17 protein-coding genes are annotated in these 21343 nt (G+C 33.3%); 9 read left to right on the top strand and 8 right to left on the bottom strand.

Annotated features, from left to right (window positions below):
• Positions 1–3: 3 nt before the first annotated feature.
• The 7 genes from bglX (at position 4) to ITJ86_RS01715 (ending at position 11221) form a co-directional block, all read left to right on the top strand.
• Positions 4–2226 carry a beta-glucosidase BglX gene (gene bglX, locus ITJ86_RS01745; RefSeq protein ID WP_230080181.1) on the top strand — a complete coding sequence of 741 codons (2223 nt, stop codon included), beginning with the start codon at positions 4–6 and terminating at the stop codon, positions 2224–2226.
• Between the two features lie 10 nt (positions 2227–2236).
• On the top strand, positions 2237–4843 hold the full coding sequence (locus ITJ86_RS01740) for a glycoside hydrolase family 2 TIM barrel-domain containing protein (protein ID WP_195869877.1): 2607 nt from the start codon (positions 2237–2239) through the stop codon (positions 4841–4843).
• 4 nt (positions 4844–4847) lie between these two features.
• The gene (locus tag ITJ86_RS01735) at positions 4848–5735 is read left to right on the top strand and encodes an alpha/beta hydrolase (protein ID WP_195869876.1); all 888 of its coding nucleotides are present in this window, start codon (positions 4848–4850) and stop codon (positions 5733–5735) included.
• A complete protein-coding gene (locus ITJ86_RS01730; protein ID WP_195869875.1) occupies positions 5735–7426 on the top strand; it encodes a sulfatase family protein in 1692 nt (563 codons plus the stop codon). The genes ITJ86_RS01735 and ITJ86_RS01730 overlap by 1 nt, the downstream gene beginning before the upstream one ends.
• 3 nt (positions 7427–7429) lie before the next feature.
• On the top strand, positions 7430–9277 hold the full coding sequence (locus tag ITJ86_RS01725; RefSeq protein WP_195869874.1) for a family 43 glycosylhydrolase: 1848 nt from the start codon (positions 7430–7432) through the stop codon (positions 9275–9277).
• 199 nt (positions 9278–9476) lie between these two features.
• Positions 9477–9698: a hypothetical protein gene (locus ITJ86_RS17310; protein ID WP_230080180.1), complete on the top strand. Its 222-nt coding sequence runs from the start codon at positions 9477–9479 to the stop codon at positions 9696–9698.
• Between the two features lie 146 nt (positions 9699–9844).
• Positions 9845–11221: a sugar porter family MFS transporter gene (locus ITJ86_RS01715; RefSeq protein WP_195869873.1), complete on the top strand. Its 1377-nt coding sequence runs from the start codon at positions 9845–9847 to the stop codon at positions 11219–11221.
• 93 nt (positions 11222–11314) lie between these two features.
• On the opposite strand, the gene ITJ86_RS01710 is transcribed toward ITJ86_RS01715, so the two are convergent.
• The 8 genes from ITJ86_RS01710 to ITJ86_RS01675 form a co-directional block, all read right to left on the bottom strand.
• Positions 11315–11923: a hypothetical protein gene (locus ITJ86_RS01710; RefSeq protein ID WP_195869872.1), complete on the bottom strand. Its 609-nt coding sequence runs from the start codon at positions 11921–11923 to the stop codon at positions 11315–11317.
• A 53-nt stretch (positions 11924–11976) separates the two neighbouring features.
• A complete protein-coding gene (locus ITJ86_RS01705; protein ID WP_195869871.1) occupies positions 11977–12501 on the bottom strand; it encodes a hypothetical protein in 525 nt (174 codons plus the stop codon).
• Positions 12502–12526: 25 nt separating this feature from the next.
• Positions 12527–13255 (bottom strand): lipocalin-like domain-containing protein, encoded by a 729-nt coding sequence (locus ITJ86_RS01700; RefSeq protein WP_195869870.1) that lies wholly within the window; start codon positions 13253–13255, stop codon positions 12527–12529.
• 253 nt (positions 13256–13508) lie between these two features.
• Positions 13509–14267, bottom strand: coding sequence for a LytR/AlgR family response regulator transcription factor (locus tag ITJ86_RS01695; protein ID WP_195869869.1), 759 nt, complete (start codon positions 14265–14267; stop codon positions 13509–13511).
• 3 nt (positions 14268–14270) lie between these two features.
• Positions 14271–16295: a histidine kinase gene (locus tag ITJ86_RS01690; protein ID WP_195869868.1), complete on the bottom strand. Its 2025-nt coding sequence runs from the start codon at positions 16293–16295 to the stop codon at positions 14271–14273.
• A 220-nt stretch (positions 16296–16515) separates the two neighbouring features.
• Entirely contained in the window at positions 16516–17352 is an 837-nt protein-coding gene (locus tag ITJ86_RS01685; RefSeq protein ID WP_195869867.1) for a universal stress protein, read from the bottom strand.
• Between the two features lie 45 nt (positions 17353–17397).
• Positions 17398–18228, bottom strand: a complete 831-nt coding sequence (locus ITJ86_RS01680) for a universal stress protein (protein ID WP_195869866.1) — start codon at positions 18226–18228, stop codon at positions 17398–17400.
• Positions 18229–18244: 16 nt separating this feature from the next.
• Complete coding sequence (locus tag ITJ86_RS01675; RefSeq protein ID WP_195869865.1) at positions 18245–19093, bottom strand: universal stress protein; 849 nt, start codon at positions 19091–19093, stop codon at positions 18245–18247.
• Between the two features lie 331 nt (positions 19094–19424).
• Between ITJ86_RS01675 and ITJ86_RS01670 the strand changes: the two genes are divergently transcribed.
• Positions 19425–20444, top strand: coding sequence for a glycoside hydrolase family 5 protein (locus ITJ86_RS01670; RefSeq protein WP_195869864.1), 1020 nt, complete (start codon positions 19425–19427; stop codon positions 20442–20444).
• A gap of 17 nt (positions 20445–20461) precedes the next feature.
• Positions 20462–21343 carry an AraC family transcriptional regulator gene (locus tag ITJ86_RS01665; protein WP_195869863.1) on the top strand — a complete coding sequence of 294 codons (882 nt, stop codon included), beginning with the start codon at positions 20462–20464 and terminating at the stop codon, positions 21341–21343.

Here is a 21343-nt window from a genome sequence, read left to right as displayed (position 1 = left end):
AGCATGATGAAGTTAAGATTTCTATACATAATTCTATTTGGTGCTCTTAGTACTGGTTTTTCTCAAAATTATGAGGCTAAAGTCGATTCGTTAATGAATCTAATGACGCTTCAGGAAAAAATAGGGCAAACCGTGATGTATAGTGGTCATTGGGATCAAACCGGACCTGTGGTTGGGTCAGATAATGGGAAATACATCCGCGAAGGCAACATGGGAGCTATGCTCAATGCCATGTCTGTAAAAGGCACGCGAGATTTACAGACCATTGCTGTCGAAGAATCTCGTTTAGGCATTCCATTATTATTTGGGTACGATGTTATTCATGGTCACCGCACTATTTTCCCCATCAATTTAGGCTTATCGGCAAGTTGGGACTTAGCCATGGTTGAAGAAAGTTCGCGTATTGCAGCTGAAGAAGCGTCTGCAGAAGGTATTCATTGGACATTTGCACCAATGATAGATGTATCTAGAGAACCGCGTTGGGGACGAATTTCTGAAGGTGCTGGTGAAGATGTGTATCTGAATAACGAAATGGGTAAAGCTTACATTCATGGGTTTCAAGGAGACGATTTATCGCAACCAAATACCATTTTAGCATGCGCTAAACATTATGTGGCTTATGGAGCGGCACAAGCCGGACGTGATTATCATACCACAAATATGGGAGAAGGTGAATTGCGAAACGTGTATTTGCCACCTTTTAAAGCAGCAGTTGAAGCAGGAGTAGAAACTTTTATGTCAGCGTTTAACGAACTAAATGGAGTACCAACTTCTGGTAATAAATTCACCTTAAGAGACATCCTTAGAGAAGAATGGAAATTTGACGGCTTCGTTGTTTCAGATTATACCTCTATTAATGAAATGATTCAGCATGGCTTTGCTAAAGATAGTGTTGATGCTGCTAGAATAGGTATGAATGCTGGTGTAGATATGGATATGGTAGGCCATGTGTATCGTTTACATCTTAAAAAATTAGTTGAAGAAGGCAAGGTGCCTGAAGCTTATATTAATGAGGCTTGTAAACGAATTTTACTAGCTAAATTTAAATTAGGATTGTTTGATGATCCTTACCGTTATATCGATGAAGACCGTGAAGCCAATACAGCATATAAACCAGAGTTTTTAGCGAAAGCTAGAGAGATTGCTGCGGCTTCTTCAGTGTTATTGCAAAACAATAATGACGTATTACCGCTTTCAAAAAACACTAAAAAGATAGCCTTTATCGGCCCTTTGGTAAAAGATGAAGCCGATATTATTGGTAATTGGGCTGCAAAAGGAGAGCGTGGTGGAAAAGCGGTTAGTGTATTTGAAGGTGTTTCAGAATACCTAACATCGAATCAAATTTTATATGCTAAAGGCTGTGAGATTTTAAAGGATGACGAATCTGGTTTCGAAGACGCGATTTCAGTATCAAAACAAGCGGATGAAATTGTTTTGGTGATGGGTGAAGATCATCATATGAGTGGTGAAGCAGCGTCAAGAACCGATTTAAAAATTCCAGGAATTCAACCAAAATTAATTCAAAAAATAAGAGAAGCTAATCCTAATAAAAATATCACTTTAGTCTTAATGAATGGTCGTCCGCTAAACCTATCGGATGAAATTCATTTAGTAGATGCTATTTTAGAAGTGTGGTTTCCTGGTACCATGGGAGGAGCTGCAACTGCAGATTTACTATTTGGAAAGGTAAACCCTTCAGGGAAATTAACGGTTACTTTTCCTAGAAATGTAGGTCAGGTGCCTATTTATTACAATATGAAAAACACAGGGCGTCCAATTCCTGAAAGCAATCCTAAAGAAGATTATAAAAGTAATTATATCGATGTGGCCAACACGCCTTTATTCGCTTTTGGACATGGATTAAGTTATACAAAGTTTGAGTACTCAGATTTAAAATTGTCTTCGGATGAGTTAACATTTAATAATACTATTGAAGCCAGCGTTACGATTTCAAACATAGGAGATGTTGATGGACATGAAATCGCACAACTCTATATTCATGATAAAGTAGGAAGCGTGACAAGACCTGTTAAAGAATTGAAAGGCTTTCAAAAAATATTCCTTAAAAAAGGAGAATCTAAAACGGTCACGTTTACCATTTCGGTTGATGATCTAAAGTTTTATAACAGTGAAATGACTTATGGAGTGGAGACAGGTGAATTTGATATTGCTATTGCACCAAGTTCAGATGTTAAGTTTCAACATGTATTTAATCTAACTCAGTAATAATTTAAGTATGCCACATATAGCTACAAAGACTACATCCCTATACGTTTTGTTATGTGTGGTATTTTTACTGAAGGGTTTCTCGCAATCTAAAACCATCAATTCTGGGTGGCAATTCTCAGAAGATAAAACGACATGGCAAACAGTAAATATTCCACATACTTGGAATCAAGATGATGCGTTCGATGATGAGCCAGGCTACCGAAGAGGTTTAGGCTATTATCAAAAACAGGTTTATATATCTTCAGAGGCAAAAGAAAAGGTGTTTTATTTAAAGTTTAATGCCGTAAACCAAGAAGCAACAATCTTTATTAATGGACAAGAAATAGGAAACCATAAAGGCGGTTATACAGCTTTCAATTTCAATATTTCTGAATTTATAAATTATGATGCTTACAATGTAATTGAAGTCACCGTTGATAATTCGCATAATGAAGATATTCCACCGTTAGATGCCGACTTTACATTTTATGGCGGTATTTATCGCGATGTGGAATTGATTACGTTACCAAAACAGCATTTTAGTTTTGATGATTTTGCTTCAGATGGGTTTTATATCAACTATCCAAGCGTTTCCGAAGAACAGGCGCAAATTGAAGTGACGGCAATTCTAAACAATACGGCTTCAAAAAAAGAAAAAACAGAATTAAAATTTACGCTTTTTGATGCCGAAGGTCGTATTATAAATTCACATGTAGAAATGCTTAAACTTCAAGCAGAAAGGTCTGAAGAATTTAAAATAAACCTTCCCGAAGTTAAAGACCCAAAATTATGGTCGCCCAAAAATCCTTATTTATATCAGCTTAAACTCGTACTTCAAGATAAGAATGGTGAAATTTTAGATTCAAAAACGACGAATATCGGATTTCGTTGGGTGTCTGTAGATGCTGATAACGGGTTTTATTTAAACGGAAAACCGATTAAACTAATTGGTGTAAACCGTCATCAAGATTATGAAGGTTATGGAAATGCTGTACCCATGGCACTTCAGAAAAAAGATATTGAACTGATTAAAGACATGGGGTCAAACGTCATTCGTTTTGCACATTATCCGCATGCTCGCGAGTTATATGATTTATGTGATCAACTTGGTATTTTGGTGTGGACAGAAATACCAATCGTTAATAAGGTTACAAATACTGAGGCATTTTTTGAGACCTCTATAAGCATGCAAAAAGAGCATCTTAAACAGTATTATAATTTTCCTTCTGTTGTGATGTTTGGTTATATGAACGAGATTTTTATTCGTTTGGTTTTTAATAATAAACTAACAGAACAAGAAAGTCAAGATTTAAAAAAATCATCTGTAAAATTAGCGACACAACTCGAAGCTTTAACTCGAGAATTAGCACCAAATCATATGACGGTTATGGCTGGTCACCTCAATGCCATTTATAACGAAACTGGGATTGCAGATTTGCCAATGATTTTCGGATGGAACTTATACTTTGGTTGGTATGATAAGGATATTCCAGATTTGGGAATTTTTCTAGATGAGCAACACAAGCGCTATCCAAACCGTTCTATGTTGTTGTCTGAGTATGGACCAGGAGCAGACGTTAGAATATTTACAAGAACACCAAAAAAGTTTGATTTTTCCACGGACTACCAAGCTAAATTACATCAGTCATATTATAAACAAATTACCGAACGTCCTTACATGACAGGAATGACGGCTTGGAATTATGCGGATTTTGGTTCGGAATTTAGAGGAGATGCCATTCCACATGTTAATCAAAAAGGTTTGGTGCAATACAACAGAACACCAAAGGATATTTATTATTGGTACAAATCAGTTTTAGATACTGATGAACCATTTGTTCATATTGCCACCGATTTTTTAAAAGGGTTAACCTTGTATAAAGATGAATCGTATGCCATTCAAGTATTCTCGAATCAAGATAAAGGAATTGTTTATTTAAATGGCAAAAAGCAAGAAGACATACAGTTTAGAAATGGAGTTGCTACTATCCAAATGCCTTTTGACAATGGTATAAACCAAATTAAGGTTGTTTCAGAGCATATTTCAGAAGAAAAAACAGTCGAAGTTTTAAAAATAGACACATTAGATTTTAAAACTTTTAATCATTTCGGAATTAATATTGGTGCTCATTTTTATTTTAACGATGAAGAAAGAGATGTCACATTTGTACCCGATCAAGCGTATGAAAATGGCTGGTTTGGTTTTTTAGATGGCACACCCTATGGAATGACCAAAGATAAAAATCAAGGTTTGCCACATGATATTAAAAACGCGACTTCAGAACCATTGTTTCAAACCTTATTAGAAGGGTGTTCGTCCTATAAAGTGGACATTCCTGATGGAAATTATAAGGTGGACTTGTTTTTTGTTGAACCGCAAATTAAATCAATAGAGAACATTTATAATTTATCAAATAGAAAAGAGGATTCAACCCAAAAACAACGTGTTTTCGATGTGTTTCTGAATACTAATTTAATAGAAAAGCAATTCAATTTAGCATTAGAATATCCTCAAAAATATGGCGTAACTCTAACAACGGAAGTTCAAATAAATAACGATGAAGGCTTAACTATTTCGTTAAAATCTATTGAAGGGCAACCTGTTATTAGCGGAATTTTAATTGAAAAAATATAACTAAATGAAAAAAATAACAATTTTACTGGTTTTATTTATCACAGTTGGGCTTTCTGCTCAAAACATGGAAACTTATATCTATTCTATTAAGGGTCAAGACACCTTGCGGCTAGATGTGTTTACTCCGGAAAATATTAAAAAATCCGATTCGCTTCCGGTATTACTTTGGATGCATGGTGGTGGATTTTCAGGAAGTCATCGTGCCTATCCAGATGATCAGAATTTGGTAAAGTATGCTGCTAAGGAACAAAATTATATAGGTGTTTCAATTAGCTATCGTTTACTGCGAAAAAATACAGCAACAGGCTTTGGTTGTGATTGCACTAAAGACGAGAAAATGGAAACTTTTAAACAGGCTGCAATCGATTATTTAGATGCCGCAAAATTTTTAGTTGATCGTGCTAAAACGCTTCAAATTGATCCCACTAAAATTATAGCAGGAGGAAGTAGTGCAGGAGCAGAGGGCATACTAAATGCTGTCTTTATGAAAGATTATTTTGTAACCGATAAAGATGCTTATAATAATGTAAAATTTGCAGGTCTATTGTCTTGTGCTGGTGCTATGGTTGATGCGCGATATATTACTGAGGAAAATGCAATTCCTGCCGTTTTGTATCACGGAACAGAGGATCAATTAGTGCCTTTTGGTAGTGCATCACATCATTTATGTGATCCAAAGAGAGATGGATATTTTATATTGGATGGATCGGGAATTATTGCTGAAAAACTAGAGGATTTTGATACCTCATATTACTTTAATATCGTAAAAGGTGGCCGTCATGAAATTGCTCGAATTCCAATTGAGGAAATGGATACAATCTTTAACTTTTTTGAAAGAGCCGTTATTAATGATGAGGTCATTCAAACTAAAATTATAAAAACTACAGAATAATGAGGCATTTAGTAGTATTTATGTTTAGTCTTTTATTGTTTCAATCTTGTAAAGACGTTTCTAAAAAACCTGAGGAGTTAAAGCCATCAAAGCGACCGAATATCGTTTATATTATGGCAGATGACCATGCGGAACAAGCTATCAGTGCTTATGGTCATCCAATTAGTCAATTAGCACCAACTCCAAATATTGATCGTATTGCAACTGAAGGTGCTCTTTTTAAGAATAACTTTTGTACCAATTCTATTTGTGGACCAAGTCGTGCTGTAGTTCTTACGGGTAAATTCAGCCATATTAATGGTTTTAGAATGAATGGGAATAAGTTTGATGGCAGTCAGCAAACCTTTCCTAAATTACTTCAAAAAGCAGGTTATAACACGGCTGTGATTGGGAAATGGCATTTAGATGGCTTGCCAGAAGGGTTTGATTATTGGAAGATCTTAACCGATCAAGGCAATTATTACAATCCAGATTTTATTGCTCTAAATGAAACTTCTAAAGTTGTAGATACAACACGAGTACAAGGCTATGCCACAGATATAATTACGCAAGATGGTATTGCCTATCTCAATTCGGTTAAGGATAGCGACAAACCTTTTATGTTAATGTTGCAGCATAAAGCACCACATAGAAATTGGATGCCAGCATTACGACATGCTAATAAATTTGACGATGTGGATTTCCCGTTGCCAGACACTTATTTCTCGGCTCATGAAGGCTCTTTGGCTTCTCAAAAACAGCTTCAAACGATTTATAAAGATATGTATGAAGGTCATGATTTAAAATTGACAAAATCTAAGGGTGATCCTGAATTAGCATGGAATCCATGGCAGTCTGATTTTGAGCGTATGACTACAGAGCAACGCAAAGCTTGGGATAGTGCTTACCAACAAAAAAATGATGCCTTTCATGATGCAAACTTATCCGGAAAAGATTTAGCAAAATACAAAGGTCAACGGTATTTACAAGATTATTTAGCAACCATAGCCTCAATGGATGAAGGTATTGGTGAAGTTTTAGATTATTTAGAAGAAAACGGATTGGCAGACAACACGATTGTAGTGTATACAACGGATCAAGGGTTTTATTTAGGAGAAAAAGGCTGGTTTGATAAGCGTTATATGTATGAAGAATCACTGGCCATGCCTTTAGTTATTAAATATCCAGGAGTTATAAAACCCGGAACTATTATTGAAGACTTAACGCAAAATCTCGATTTTGCAGAAACCTTTCTAGATTATGCAAATGCAGAAATACCGGAAGATATGCAAGGTAAATCCCTTCGTCCGTTATTAGAGAACACCTTTGATGGCGATGATTTTAGAGATGCAGTATATTATCATTACTACGATTATCCAGCGTTTCATATGGTGAAAAAACACTACGGAATTCGTACGAAGCGCTATAAGTTAATTCATTTTTATGATGATATTGATACTTGGGAATTATACGATCTAGAAGAAGATCCTAAGGAAATTGCAAATCAAATTGAGAATCCGGATTATGACAATATTGAAGCTGAATTAAGAACACGACTTGCAGCACTTCAGGAAGAATACGAAGTTAAAGCAAAAGAGTTTGAACAGGCGCCAAAAGAAAATGTAGAACGTTCTTTCAAACAGTTTGAAAGATTACGAGGAAGAACGGGAACATCTTACAATCCACAAACTGACAAAGACACTAAATTATAAATCATGAAAAAATTACTTTTTCTCTTCACTATAGCATTTCTTTTTTCTTGTAACACGGATAAGAATCAGAAATTAGAACATCTTTCGAATGCGAAGGACAAAGCAGAAATTAAAAAAGGATATGACACTTATATTAATCCATTAGATATAGATTATACCTATATGGTTTACAATTCTAGTCAAAATAAATCCTACCGTTCTGGTGCAGATCCTGCGGTTATAGAATTTAAAGGCGAATATTATATGTTCGTAACACGTTCTTTTGGGTATTGGCATTCTACTGATTTAGTTAACTGGAATTTTATAAAGCCACAACAATGGTTTTTTGAAGGTAGTAACGCGCCAACAGCATTCAATTACAAGGATTCATTGGTGTACTTTGCGGGAAATCCCGCTGGTTATGGCAGTATACTTTATACTGATGATCCTAAAAGTGGGAAATGGACACCAAGCGCATCGATATCTACTAACATTCAGGATTCAGAATTATTTATAGATGATGATGGTGAGACCTATTTATATTGGGGCTCTTCTAATGTGCATCCTCTTCGTGTTAAAATGTTAAATAAAGATGATCGCTTTTTAGAAACAGGAGTTAAGAAAGAACTCTTTAATCTTGATGAAGACAAACATGGCTGGGAGCGTTTTGGAGAAAACAACTTTCATCCCACTTTAAAAGAAGGTTATATGGAAGGGGCTTCCATGACTAAACACAACGGAAAATACTATTTGCAATATGCAGCACCTGGCACACAGTTTAATGTGTACGCAGATGGAGTTTATATTGGTGACACACCACTTGGCCCTTTTACATATATGAAAAACAATCCTATGAGTTTTAAACCTGGTGGATTTACAAATGGCGCAGGTCATGGGATAACGGTAAAACAAACGAATGGACAATATTGGCATTTCGCCACCATGGCATTGGCCTCTAATGCACAGTGGGAGCGTCGTTTGTGTATGTTTCCTACTTATTTTGATGACGACAGTTTAATGTATTCCAATACCGCTTATGGAGATTACCCACGTTATGGAGCAAATCATCCCACCAAAGCAGGACAACACAATGGTTGGATGCTGTTGTCTTATAAAGGAAATGTTACCGTGTCTTCGTCGTTAATGCAGGTGATGAAATTTACGTCTAATGATGATGCTGTAGAAGTTACAGAATTACCTACTGAAAAAGATGCTGATGGTAACTTTATATCTATGGTACTTACAGACGAAAACCCTAAAACATTTTGGGTAGCAGAAGCTAATGACGATCAGCAATGGATAACTATTGAAATGAAAAATGCAGGAACTATTCATGCGTTGCAACTCAATTATCACGATCATGAATCAGGAATTTACACGCGTGTTGAAGGTTTAAGACATCGATTCACCATTGAAACTTCAGAAGATGGTAATACCTGGCAAACGGTTGCGGATAGAAGTGAAAGCACTATTGATGCACCAAATGCATACATCGTTTTAGATGAGCCGGTAAAAGCAAAATATGTGCGTTATAACAATATAGAGGTTCCAGGTGACAACTTCGCCATGTCAGAAATAAGAGTATTTGGTTTAGGGTTCGAAGAAAAGCCTAAAAAAGTTACAGGATTCCATATCGAACGACAAACAGATCGAAGGGATGCCTCATTTACTTGGAATGCTGTAGAGGGAGCTCAAGGTTATAATATTCGTTGGGGAATTGCAGAAGATAAGCTTTATCAGTCGTGGCAAATGTATGATACTAATGAACATGTTATGCGAAATCTAGATCGTGATACGCCTTATTATTTTACGATAGAAGCGTTTAATGAAAATGGAATTTCTGAAACGAGTGACATTATTTATGTCGAATAAATTTTTAAATATGAAGTATTCATTTCTATTGTGTTGTGCCTTTTCGAGTTTTGTATTTTGCACAAGATTTTTCAGTGATGAGCTATAATATTAGGTTAGATCATCCTAAGGAAGGAGAAACAGCTGGGCGAACAGAAAATCATTTTTTATTGACCAGATCAAGCTTTACGAACCTGATGTTTTAGGTGTTCAAGAAGCTATGCCTAATCAAATGAAAGCGATGGATAGTCTTTTGGTAGAGTATAGTTATGTTGGAGATGGACGTGATGACCAAAAAAATCTCGAGACTATTCAGCACTATTTAATAAAAACAGAATTAAATGATTCAAAAAACATAGCAAAACTTACTTTTGGCCTAGAAGGTACATTTAATGGTTTTCATATTGATAAGCCTGTAACAAGGAGAATCTATTTTTGTTAGTAAAACTATAGACGTTAATAAATATGCGTTGTTAAGTGATAAACGGAATTTACATTATCCCGCTGACCATTTACCAATTTTAATTACATTGCAATTTTAAACAATTAAATAAACTAAGACTCTAACTATAATTAAATAAATAAAAAATGAAAAAAGGTGTTTTCTTATTATTAATAGCAGCCGTTTCCGCCTTAGGAGGTTTGCTTTTTGGGTATGATACAGGCGTTATTAATGGCGCACAATTTTACCTTACAGAATATTTTGATTTAAGTGATGCCTTAAAAGGTTGGGTAGTTGGAAGTGCGCTTTTAGGCTGTTTTGTTGGTGCAATAATTGCTGGTCCACTGAGTATTAAAATTGGAAGGAAATGGTCCTTGATCATTTCGGCAATTTTCTTTACAGTATCAGCTTACGGATCGGGCTTACCAGAATTGTTTCCACAAACGGTTAGTATGTTGGTTGTTTTTAGAATTATTGGTGGTTTAGGTATTGGTGTAGCATCCATGAATGCGCCTATGTATATTGCTGAGATTGCTCCTTCAAACATTAGAGGACGAATGGTAACCTATTATCAATTGGCTATTGTAATTGGTTTTTTTGTCGTATTCCTAGCCACTTATTTTATTGGAAATGATTTAAGCGTAGCAGAGAATATAGAATTTGGTTGGCGTCGTATGTTTTGGTCAGAATTAATACCAAGTCTGTTGTTTTTAATTCTGTTATTTATTGTTCCAAAAAGTCCAAGATGGTTGGCTCTAAAAGGAAAAGAAGATGATGCTTTAGCTGTTTTAAAGCGCATAAATGGTGATGAGGCTGCAAAAAAAGAAATGCATCAGATTCAGGAATCTTTAAATGAAACTAACGATGGAGTTAAAGTAAGTTACTTTTCTAAAGCTATATTGGTCATCATTGGAATTGGAACGGTGCTTTCAGTTTTACAACAATTTACAGGCATCAATGCTGTATTATATTATGGTGCAGATATTTTTGAAAAAGCACTTGGTTTTGGTAAAGAAGATGTCCTTGCTCAACAAATTTTATTAGCATTTGTCAATTTAGTGTTTACGTTTGTAGCGATGTTTACGGTAGATAAATTTGGTAGAAAGCCATTGCTATATATTGGTTCTGTAGGGATGATTGTAGGTTTTTTACTGTTAAGCATTACGTTGCAACAAAATAGTGTCGGTGTATTATCTTTAATAGGAGTATTATTATTTATAGCCTCCTTTGCTTTGTCTATGGGACCAGTGGTGTGGGTTTTATTATCAGAAATGTTTCCAAATAAAATACGCAGTGTTGCGATGTCTGTTGCTGTTGCCGCACAATGGGCCGCCAATTATGTAGTGTCTCAGTCATTCCCTATGGTAATGGGAAGTGAGATGAACAATAGTGAACCTTGGAATGGCTCATTACCGTATTATATATTTATTGTATTTATTTTAATCATCGTATTTATTACCTATAAGTTTATACCCGAAACAAAAGGTAAATCTCTTGAAGAAATTGAAGGGTTTTGGAAATAAGTCTAAATTATTTTTAAAAGAAGAAGTCAAGGCTTGTGTGCCTTGACTTTTTTTATTTAACAATAGACTAAACTGTTATAATTGTATGTGGAATTAAAGTTCTGAAACATCCTCTGGGAAATTCAACTTAATAGTTCCACTAATTTCAACTTCTTCACCATTAACAAAATTTATAAAAGAACCGTTAAAAGTAAATTTGCAAGCTGTTAACCCAGCGTAATATATGTTTTCGCCAACAGAATCGGTAAAATCCAATTCGGATATTGAAACGGTTCCGGTTTGACTGTCAAACCTAACATTTGGCGTGTCTAGTTGAATGCTTAAGTTTGAAGCATCATCTTCAGATACAGAACCGAAGCCATTTACTCCTCCATTTTGGTAGTAAAAATCGCCGCCAATACTGATTATTTCATTTAAAATATGAAAGGCGATAACTTTTTTTCCAGGATCGAATTCGGTGTATGCTGCATAATTAGCGAGTATAAGTTCTGTGACTACCATTTCATTTGCAATTTCTCCAGAAATGGTTTCACCATCTAACTGGCCTCCTGTAACAGTGAATTCATAAGTATGCGGATTGCCAGCATTTGGAATCAGATTAGTCAATGCATCATCATCTGAATTAGAAGAACTGTCATCACTGCTACAACCTGTCATTACAATAAGTGTGGTAAATAGAAATAAGAATTTTAAATTTTTCATAGTACTATTTTTAATTTGGGTTCTGATATAAATGATCTTAATTTTTTTTAAGATTAGATGTTTTTTACAATCTGTTTAGCAAGGTTAATAGTCTTAGCTTTATTAGATGCCGCATCGGCTGTGGTTCTAGAATGGACATGTATTAACTTTCCTTTAGACAAAAATGTGATTTGAGTTTTTTTCTCGCTCCATGTTGACATTTCACCGATACCATTTTCTTTTATACCATCTTTATAAACCTTGATTGAAGCTTCGTAATTTGATTTACTTGCGTTGTTAACTAAGACAATACTTAGTTCTGCGGCATAGTCAATTGTATGACCATAACGCTCAAATGGCCAAGTGACAGACTTCCATTTGTATAAACATATTGGGTAAGTGGTGTCTTTTTCATTCATGCTTGTTTCTGCATCTGCAGGAATAGACAATGCACTTTTTATTTCAGGCTCAGTCACTAAATCACAAGGCGATAAATTGGTGTCAATGGTGTGTTCTGTTTGTTCTGATGCTGTTTTTTCAGAATTTCCACAAGCGATTGTACATGTAAAAATTAGAAGTAAGATTAAAAGTTTTTTCATTGCTTCGAATTTAAATTACACGTATTTATCCTTTTATTAATGTAGAAGGAGGGAAGAATCCAATGCCAGAAATAACCAATTCCGTATCGCTAACGGATACAATTTCAGTAGTAGATGTTTCATTGTCGCTTACATTAGTAAATTCGATTGTGGTTTCTGAAATCAATTCATATGTAAATTCACTAACTATTAGTGGGTTACATCCGCCATCAGGACTATCAGCATAGAGAATTGTAAAAGCGGTGCCAACACTAGAAAATTCTAAATATGATGTTTTTTCGCAATCACTAAGAGGTTCTCTTTCTTCGATCGATTCAAAATACCATTGACCTATTAAAGCTTCTGAGCTATAGTCAACTTGTGTTGTGAATGAGAAAATTTCACTTTCCGTTTCTCCACCATTGTCGTCTTTAGCTACAACTTTCCAATAGTATGTAGTGTCTAACTCTAGGTTGCTTTCAGTAGTAAAACTTGTTTCAGTAATATTATTTGCAATCTTTGTAGATGGAGAATTATTGGTGTCTAAATATAAATCGTAGTGCACAACGTCACCGTCTAAATCTGTAGCATCAGTCCAAGAAAATATTGGCATTAAAGTAACGTCTGTTGCAGCATTTGGCACTTCAATTAAATTAAAGCTTTCTGGTGGTTGGTTGGTAATTTCATCTCCGTCGTCACTACTACAATTGATAGAAATAAAGGAGGTTATTAGTAATAATACTAAGATTTTAGGGCTAATTTGTAATATTTTCATTATTTGTTTTTTTAATTAAAATTAATAATAGCTAACACAAAAATAACTGATGTCTTTTCCTACACAAGTGCAAATCAGTATACAGGGTGAATTACGAAGTATTCGTTGTGTTTGAATTAGAATTTGGTAATGTAAATATTTAATATAATGCCTTTTTTACTTTACGATAGAAAAGTATATAATGGCTAATGTTTTTTTGCAGTCATCAAACCTGAGTTTATAGCTTTAAGAATGTTAATTGAGATTTTCAGAATTACTTAAATCGAAGCATCGTTTTTAGTATTTCATTTATTTGTTTCGATTTTTGCCTAGATACAGGGATTTCTTCATCATCAGACATTATAAGGCTGCCTCCATCTTGTTTTAAAATCCCTTTAACGAAATTTGGATTTATTAAATGCGATTGATGAACCCTCAAAAAATGATTGTCTTTTAAAAGCTCTTCAATTTCTTTTAACGTTCGGCTGATTAAAATTTTGTTACCATCTTTACACAAAATATTAGTGTAATTACTATCAGATTGGCATCTTATAATGTTATTAATTTCTACAATTTGATAGCCTATTCCTGTAGGAAGTGCAATTTTAGTACAACTTTCGCTTGGTTTATTTAAATGATTTTGAAGTAATTGCCATTGCTCATTACTCATTTTTTTTCTTCGCTTTTCCCATGTGGAAATTGCTCTTACAATATTTTTTTCGGTGATTGGTTTTAGTAAGTAATTTATGGCACTATAGGTAAATGCTTTAATAGCGTATTGGTTATAAGCTGTGGTAAAAATAACATCGAAATTAATTGGTAATAATTGATCTAATAAAGCAAAGCCGTTTAGTATTGGCATTTCTATATCTAGGAATAGTAAGTCTGGAGGGTTTTTTTTTATAAACTCTAAACCTTCAACAGGTTTTGTAAACACACCAATAATAGTATAGTTGGAATGAAGTTTCTGAATGAAGTTTTCCAAGACATCTGTGCAATGGCTTTCATCGTCTATAATTATAATTTTTGTCATGGTTTAATATTCATAAGTTAATGTAATTTTTGTGCCTAGAGAGTTTCCATGTACTTCAAGATCAGTTATTTTATAAATAATATTATGATCATTTACGTGGTTATATAGTGTTAAGCGGTCTTGTACGATAGTAGAACCCATAGAATCATTTAATTTTTTCTTTTTAGAGCTTTCTTTTCTTCCAATTCCATTATCTTCAATAATAATTTTTAGATCTTCAGTTGTATCGAAGATAATAGTTAGTTTTTTGTTTGGTTTTAAGCTTGGATGTAAACCGTGCCAAATCGCATTTTCTACTATTGGTTGCAAGAGTAAGGGTGGAATCTGATATTGCGATAACGCTTCTTTAGAAGTGACTTCAATATTGAAGTTAAACCCAGATTTAATTCGGCTTTTTTCTAAAGAAAGATATAATTCTAAAATTTCTAATTCCTCTTCTACTGTGATCTTTTTACGATTACTATTTTGTAATATTTCTCGGAGTAAAGTTGAAAAGTTATCTAAATAGTTGATGGCATCATCGTTTCTAGAGGTCATGATTAAATTTTTAATGGCATTCATACTATTAAAAATAAAATGAGGATTCATTTGTGATCTCAAGGCAACTATTTCAGTTTCTCTTATACGTTTTGTGAAATTGTCTTTTGTTTGTTGTTCTTTCTTTTCTTCAATTTCTGAATAAAGCTGAAGAAGCTCAAAAGTTTTTTCATTCACTTTTCCGTCCAATTCACGGTTCATAGTTTCTTGGATCTCACGATTTTTTTCTAACTGTTCGATGAATTTAGTAGTCGCTTTTTCCTTTTCTTCTTGAAGCACAAATACATTTTTGCCTAAAGCTAATGAGAAGCAATAGACTTCAATCAGTAGACCAATTTGGAAAATAATATTTGGTGATTCTTTAAAATTTAAAAAGTGTCCTGGAATTAGGTTCATGCCTGAGTAGGCTACATATGAACTAACAATGGCTCCTATAAAAAAGAAAGACTGACCAATTACAAAATAGGGTAGCAAAGGGTGTTTTACTTTGTAGATAATCCAAAAAAGTAAAATTATATTAATAGGAAGAATAACCGCACGAATGATTAAAAAAAGAGTGTCTGTAAATTTTGCTTCAATAATAAAGTGACTGAAACTAAACCTTGTTAATGCAAATACTAAGCAGAAAAGTCCTAAGTAAATTAAGATTTTAGCTAGTAACTTATCATATTCTTTAACTTTTAAGAGTAGTAGAACAAAAAAGATATAAAATGCTATAAAAATAAATTGAATAGGTTCTATTAAATCGAAGGCAAGTTTTGGAATTTGATCAAAGAATCTTCCTAACGGGGCTAGAGTGTTTCGTAATGTCAAAAACCCATAAATAAGTTGAAAAAACAAGTACCCAAAATAATAGAAATAGAGCCGTTCTTTCATTCGTAACAAAAAGACGAGTGAAAAGATTAGGATAGTAATTAACGAAATAATATAGAAGTAGATAAAACCAATCGGTTTTGTTTGGATTTTAAATTCGCTTTTTAAACTTTTTAAATAACTAATTTCTGAATAGAGTTTTGGTATAATCGGTCGAGCTAATGTTTTGTTAACACTCAGCTTTATATAGACTTGTGATTCTTGAAAAGGTAAAAATATGAGTTTGGTATTGAACGATTCAGATTGATTACGCTCAGTTGTAGGTACGTAAAAACCATTTTTAATTTTTTTATAACCATTATTATTGGAAATGTAAATGGTGGTATAATGTGCTCTGCTAAAGAGATGATTAATAACAGTGTCTTTAGATCGATTTTGAATTTTAAACTTCAGCCATACAGAGTTTTCTGAAGAAGGAATGTAAGAAGAGTTATATGGTTTCCAATTGGTTTGAGTTTTGATATCTTCAATCGAAGATTCTAAACTTGAGTTGATAGCAGTTACATTTTTATGATCAATTAAAACAACCTGATCCTGAATGGAATCAACCATAATCTGCCCAAAAAGGTGTGTAACACCGAATGAGAAATAGCAGATTATTAGTGTAAGGGTTTTCATCAAAAGCTAAAATAACAATCTAATTTTGAAATTCTTGCTTAGGATTAGAATTCAGAGAGTTTGATTTAGTATTTGGAAGTCTTTTTAATAGGTGATTACGAGAAAGGCTAAGGTTGTTTATGACGTTTTGTAGTGATGCTTTAAAATTATAAAACCGATTCATACGAATCGGTTTTACTATATATTAAGAAAGTTAAACAATTTTATCAGCTATTACAATCTACTGAAATTCTGGAATTACTAAAAATGGAATTATAGTATGAAATCCGATCTTCTTAATTACAGGTTCATTTAGAAAATTTTCAATAAAACTGTGCTTATAGTTAATCATTGCAAGCATATTAATATCAAACTCTTTAATAAAGTCTAAGATCGTTTGTTCTTTACTTTCAAAATTAGGCCTCCAATCTATAGAACTAGTGTAATCTTCAAGATTGGCTTTTAACATGGCTAAATTATAATTTTGGTTTTCAGTTAAATTGTCTTTTTGGTTAATATGTAGAACTCTTATTTTAGAATTATATAACTTAGTTAGTTGCAGCAATGGCTGTAACTCATCACCATAGAATCGATTAAAATCAGTAGGAAATGCAATTTGTTTTGGTTCTACATATTCATAGGATTCTGGTACAACCAATATTGCACTGTTTTTTATTTTGTTAATGATATCTACTGTGTTACTGCCAAAAATGTATTCTTTGGCTCCAGTGGCCCCTTTAGTGCCCATAACAACAAGGTTTATGTTAAGCTCGTCAATCGCATTCTCAATCGTATTTAACAAGGGTGCTGTGGTATAAACAGTTTCAAATTTATGCTCAGGGTTTGTGTTTTTAGCCTCTATTTCATTTTTTAAGTCAATAAGCTTAATTCTTGCTTCCTCTTTTTTTGTTTCTATAAAGGTTGAAGTGATATATGTTCTAGATGTTTGGTTTGTAAAAGCCCATGTATGTAAAAAGTAAAATGTACAAGGCTCGTTAGCATACAGTTTTAAAGTGTATTCAATAGCAGCAAGTGCATTATCTGAAAAATCTGTAGGTAGTAATATGTGTTGTCTCATGCTATATATGTGGTAAATTTTATCTGTGTATTTTTTTAATTTAAATTAGTTGTGTGGTAATACTAAAAAAGGAATGGTTGGATGAAACCCTATTCTTTTAATTATCGGTTCTTTTATGATGTCTTCTATAAAACCGTGTTTATATTTAATCATCACTAAAATATTAATATCAAGTTCTATTGTAAAATCTTGAATGGCTCTTGCTACTCTATCATAGTTTGTCATCCAATGAAAACTGTGGTCGAAATTTTTTAAAGCTATTTTTAGTAATGCTAAATTATGTTTTTGAGCTTCTGAAATTTCATCTTCACCATTAATGTGAACAACTCTAACGGAAGCGTTAGTAACCTTTATTAATTGTTTTAGTGGCAATAATTCGTCTCCATAAGCACGATTAAAACCTGTAGGAAATGCAATTTGTTCTGGCTTAACATATTCATACGAATTTGGAATTACCATAACAGGACATTGATTTACATGTTTAATAACATTTACGGTGTTACTTCCAAAAAGCATTTCTTTAGCATTAGACTCCCCTTTAGTACCTATAATAATTAGGTCTATTTTTGTTTTTTCTAATAAGACTTCAATTGAAGCTTGTAAGTCGTTAGTAGTTAAAATAACTTCGAACGAATGGTTTTTATTAGCATAGTCGGTTTCGATTTTCTCTTTTAATTTAGCTAAATCCTGTCTTGCTTTTTCAGCCATTACATGTGTTAACTTATTAGACATGTTAGACATTCTAGAAGCTTTTAATCTCGAAGCATGTAAAAAGTGAAATGTGCAAGGTTCTTTTTCGTATAACGTCACAGCGTAAATAGCAGCACGCAATGCATTCTCTGAAAAATCTGTTGGTAAAAGAATATTTTTTGACATGGTTACTTTTTATAATTTAGTTTCTAAGTGTGTTCTGAAACGCTAATAACGGAATATTTAAGCCAATACTAACCTTGTCTATCGTAGAAGGAAACAACATGTCTTCTAAAAAGGAATGTTGCGTATTTATCATCGTAATCATGTCTATTGAATTCTTTTTGATGTAGTTGGTTATGGCATCTGCTATCTTTTTATTGTCTTCAATAATAAAATTCACCTTGTTTGGCGATAATGTATCCTTTATAAATGATTGATTATCTTCTTGTCTAATAGATAATTTTGGACTTGTACTAATGTAAACCACATCAATTTCACTTCGGTAAGATTTTGCTAAAACAGACAGCAATTTTAATTCGCGTCGTTTATAAGGAATGAGATAATTAGTTGGGAACAAAATTTTCTGTGGTTGCGTATTGTTATAGTTCTCTGGAATAGCCAAAACAGGACATTTAACATACTTTAAAACTTGAAACGTCTGACTTCCAAACACAATGTTTCTCGCATTAGATTTTCCTTTTGTACCCATAACTATTAAATCTATGTTATGTGCATCTGCAATTGTATTTGCCTCTTCAACAAGCGTATTATAAGCAGAAATGCTATGGTGCGTATATCTTGGGTTTGGTGCAATTTGCTTTAAATCAGCTACTAATTTATCGAGATTGTCTTGAGATTCTGTTTTTACTTTATTCAATACACTTTCAAAAACCTCGCGAGATACTAATTCATCATGGTCATAAAATTCATTTCTGTAGGCATGCATAACATAAAAATTAACCTTTTGATATTTAAAAAATTCTAAGGCATACTTTATTGCATTTTTTGAATTTTCTGAAAAATCGGTTGGTAATAGTATGGATAACATGACTTTAGGTTTTGTTTTGAAGTGTAAAATTATAGATTATATATATATTAAACTATGATATAAATCAGTCGAAGTCTCAACGGTAGTTAAAAAACGAGTCAGATAAATGCATCAATACACTAGTGTAGTAATTAAATTTTAAAGCTTTTCTAGAAACTGTTCATCGTCATAGTTGCTAAGAATTAAATAAAAAATACGTTAAAAAAGTACAGAAAACCACATAATCTATACTAAATTACCATTTTAGTGAACTATTTTACCAATCACAAGCTAAGATTTCTTAATTTACTAATTATCTAATAAATTTAAAAGGCTATATAAAACTCACAAAATGCGTTTGTTAAAAACAAAACTTATAATTCCATTTTTCATATTAATATCAATAGGATGTTATGCCAATGAAATAAAAGAATTAGATCGACTCACGGTAAAAGGCAATAGTTTTGTGAATAGCGAAAATGAAACCTTCGTATTCAGAGGGTTAAATGCAAGTGATCCTAATCATTTAGAAAATTTAGGGCATTGGAATAAATCTTATTTCGAAGAAATTAAAAAATGGGGAGCCAATATTGTTAGACTACCTGTTCATCCTGCAGATTGGAACGAAAGAGGAAAAGAAGCCTATTTAAAACTTTTAAATGATGGCATACAATGGGCAACAACATTAGGGCTTTATGTTATAATCGATTGGCATAGTATCGGCAATTTGCAAACCGAAATGTTTCAATCCGATAGGTATGACACCACATTGAAGGAGACCTATGATTTTTGGAGAACCATAGCTTCAGAGTATGGTAACAATACAACTGTCGCTTTTTATGAAATTTTTAATGAGCCAACAACTTATGGTGGCACACTGGGAAGTGCAAATTGGGACACATGGAAAACTATAAATGAAGAAGTTATTGGAATTATAAGAGCTAATGGAGGCGAAGGCATTCCACTGGTTGCTGGTTTTAATTGGGCTTACGATTTAACACCTGTGCTAAATGAGCCATTAGATGCTGAAGGGATTGGTTATGTAAGTCATCCTTATCCTCAAAAAAGAAAGCAGCCTTGGGATGCGCAATGGACAAAAGATTGGGGTTTTGTAAAAGATAAATATCCCTTAATCCTTACGGAGGTTGGTTTTTGTGGTCCAGATGACCTTGGAGCACATTTACCAGTAATCAGTGACGAATCTTATGGAGAGGCCATAACAAAATACTGTGATGACAACGAAATTTCTTATGTAGTTTGGGTGTTCGATGCGCAATGGGCACCACGATTATTTGAAGATTGGGACAGTTATAAACCGTCTCGTCAAGGTGAATACTTTAAGAAAAAACTGCAAAGTTATAATTATGATTAATTTAAAATAGAGCTGCGATGAGTGAAAATATTAATCGAGAAATCACACAATTAAAATCAGATGATGTGTTTTTAATTATTGATAGAGTGAAACAAAAGTTTGACTTTCCTATTCATTTTCATCCAGAATATGAACTGAATTTTATTCTAAACGGAAAAGGTATACGGCGTGTTGTGGGAACCTCTATGGAAGAAATTGATGATATAGAATTGGTTTTAGTCGGACCCAATTTAGAGCATGGTTGGGAAACGCACAAATGTGAAAGTAAAAGTATTTATGAAATAACCATTCAGTTTCACGAAGATTTGTTTAATAGCAAATTACTCTCTTTAAAAAACTTTAAGCCTATTCAAGATTTATTTACGAAGTCTAAACACGGTGTTCTTTTTGATGGTGATACGGCCATGAAGCTAATGCCTAAAATAAAAGAATTAACTGCAACTGATGGTGTTACAGATTTTATTAAACTTTTAAAATTGCTTGAAGAACTTGCGGATTCTAAAAGCCAAAGATTGTTGTCATCAAATGTTGTTAGAGATAGCGAATACGATAACAGCGATAGAATTAAAAAAGTTCAAGAATTTATAAAACACAACTATTCACGTAAAATTTCATTAAAGGAAATTTCGTCATTAGTAAACATGAGTCAAAGCTCATTTAATAGATTTATTAAAAAACGAACAGGAAAAACATTCATAGAATACATGAATGATAAAAGAATAGGTCACGCTATAAAATTGCTGATAGAAACTGATATGTCTGTAGGTGAAATTGCTTATAAATGCGGATTTAATAGTATCGCAAATTTTAATAGATTCTTCAAAAAATCAAAAAATGTTACACCGAGTAAGTTTAAATCAGAATTTAAATCCGTTCAAAGGTTTAACAGAATCTCATAA

Source organism: Winogradskyella marina, assembly GCF_015645385.1.
In the GTDB taxonomy this organism is placed as follows: domain Bacteria; phylum Bacteroidota; class Bacteroidia; order Flavobacteriales; family Flavobacteriaceae; genus Winogradskyella; species Winogradskyella marina.
The sequence above is the reverse complement of the archived record's forward strand: the minus strand, read 5'-3'. Positions and strand labels throughout refer to the sequence as shown.

Coding starts and splice junctions, on each gene's coding strand:
- bglX (WP_230080181.1), top strand. CDS start 4: ATGATGAAGTTAAGATTTCTATACATAATTCTATTTGGTGCTCTTAGT.
- ITJ86_RS01740 (WP_195869877.1), top strand. CDS start 2,237: ATGCCACATATAGCTACAAAGACTACATCCCTATACGTTTTGTTATGT.
- ITJ86_RS01735 (WP_195869876.1), top strand. CDS start 4,848: ATGAAAAAAATAACAATTTTACTGGTTTTATTTATCACAGTTGGGCTT.
- ITJ86_RS01730 (WP_195869875.1), top strand. CDS start 5,735: ATGAGGCATTTAGTAGTATTTATGTTTAGTCTTTTATTGTTTCAATCT.
- ITJ86_RS01725 (WP_195869874.1), top strand. CDS start 7,430: ATGAAAAAATTACTTTTTCTCTTCACTATAGCATTTCTTTTTTCTTGT.
- ITJ86_RS17310 (WP_230080180.1), top strand. CDS start 9,477: ATGCCTAATCAAATGAAAGCGATGGATAGTCTTTTGGTAGAGTATAGT.
- ITJ86_RS01715 (WP_195869873.1), top strand. CDS start 9,845: ATGAAAAAAGGTGTTTTCTTATTATTAATAGCAGCCGTTTCCGCCTTA.
- ITJ86_RS01710 (WP_195869872.1), bottom strand. CDS start 11,923: ATGAAAAATTTAAAATTCTTATTTCTATTTACCACACTTATTGTAATG.
- ITJ86_RS01705 (WP_195869871.1), bottom strand. CDS start 12,501: ATGAAAAAACTTTTAATCTTACTTCTAATTTTTACATGTACAATCGCT.
- ITJ86_RS01700 (WP_195869870.1), bottom strand. CDS start 13,255: ATGAAAATATTACAAATTAGCCCTAAAATCTTAGTATTATTACTAATA.
- ITJ86_RS01695 (WP_195869869.1), bottom strand. CDS start 14,267: ATGACAAAAATTATAATTATAGACGATGAAAGCCATTGCACAGATGTC.
- ITJ86_RS01690 (WP_195869868.1), bottom strand. CDS start 16,295: ATGAAAACCCTTACACTAATAATCTGCTATTTCTCATTCGGTGTTACA.
- ITJ86_RS01685 (WP_195869867.1), bottom strand. CDS start 17,352: ATGAGACAACACATATTACTACCTACAGATTTTTCAGATAATGCACTT.
- ITJ86_RS01680 (WP_195869866.1), bottom strand. CDS start 18,228: ATGTCAAAAAATATTCTTTTACCAACAGATTTTTCAGAGAATGCATTG.
- ITJ86_RS01675 (WP_195869865.1), bottom strand. CDS start 19,093: ATGTTATCCATACTATTACCAACCGATTTTTCAGAAAATTCAAAAAAT.
- ITJ86_RS01670 (WP_195869864.1), top strand. CDS start 19,425: ATGCGTTTGTTAAAAACAAAACTTATAATTCCATTTTTCATATTAATA.
- ITJ86_RS01665 (WP_195869863.1), top strand. CDS start 20,462: ATGAGTGAAAATATTAATCGAGAAATCACACAATTAAAATCAGATGAT.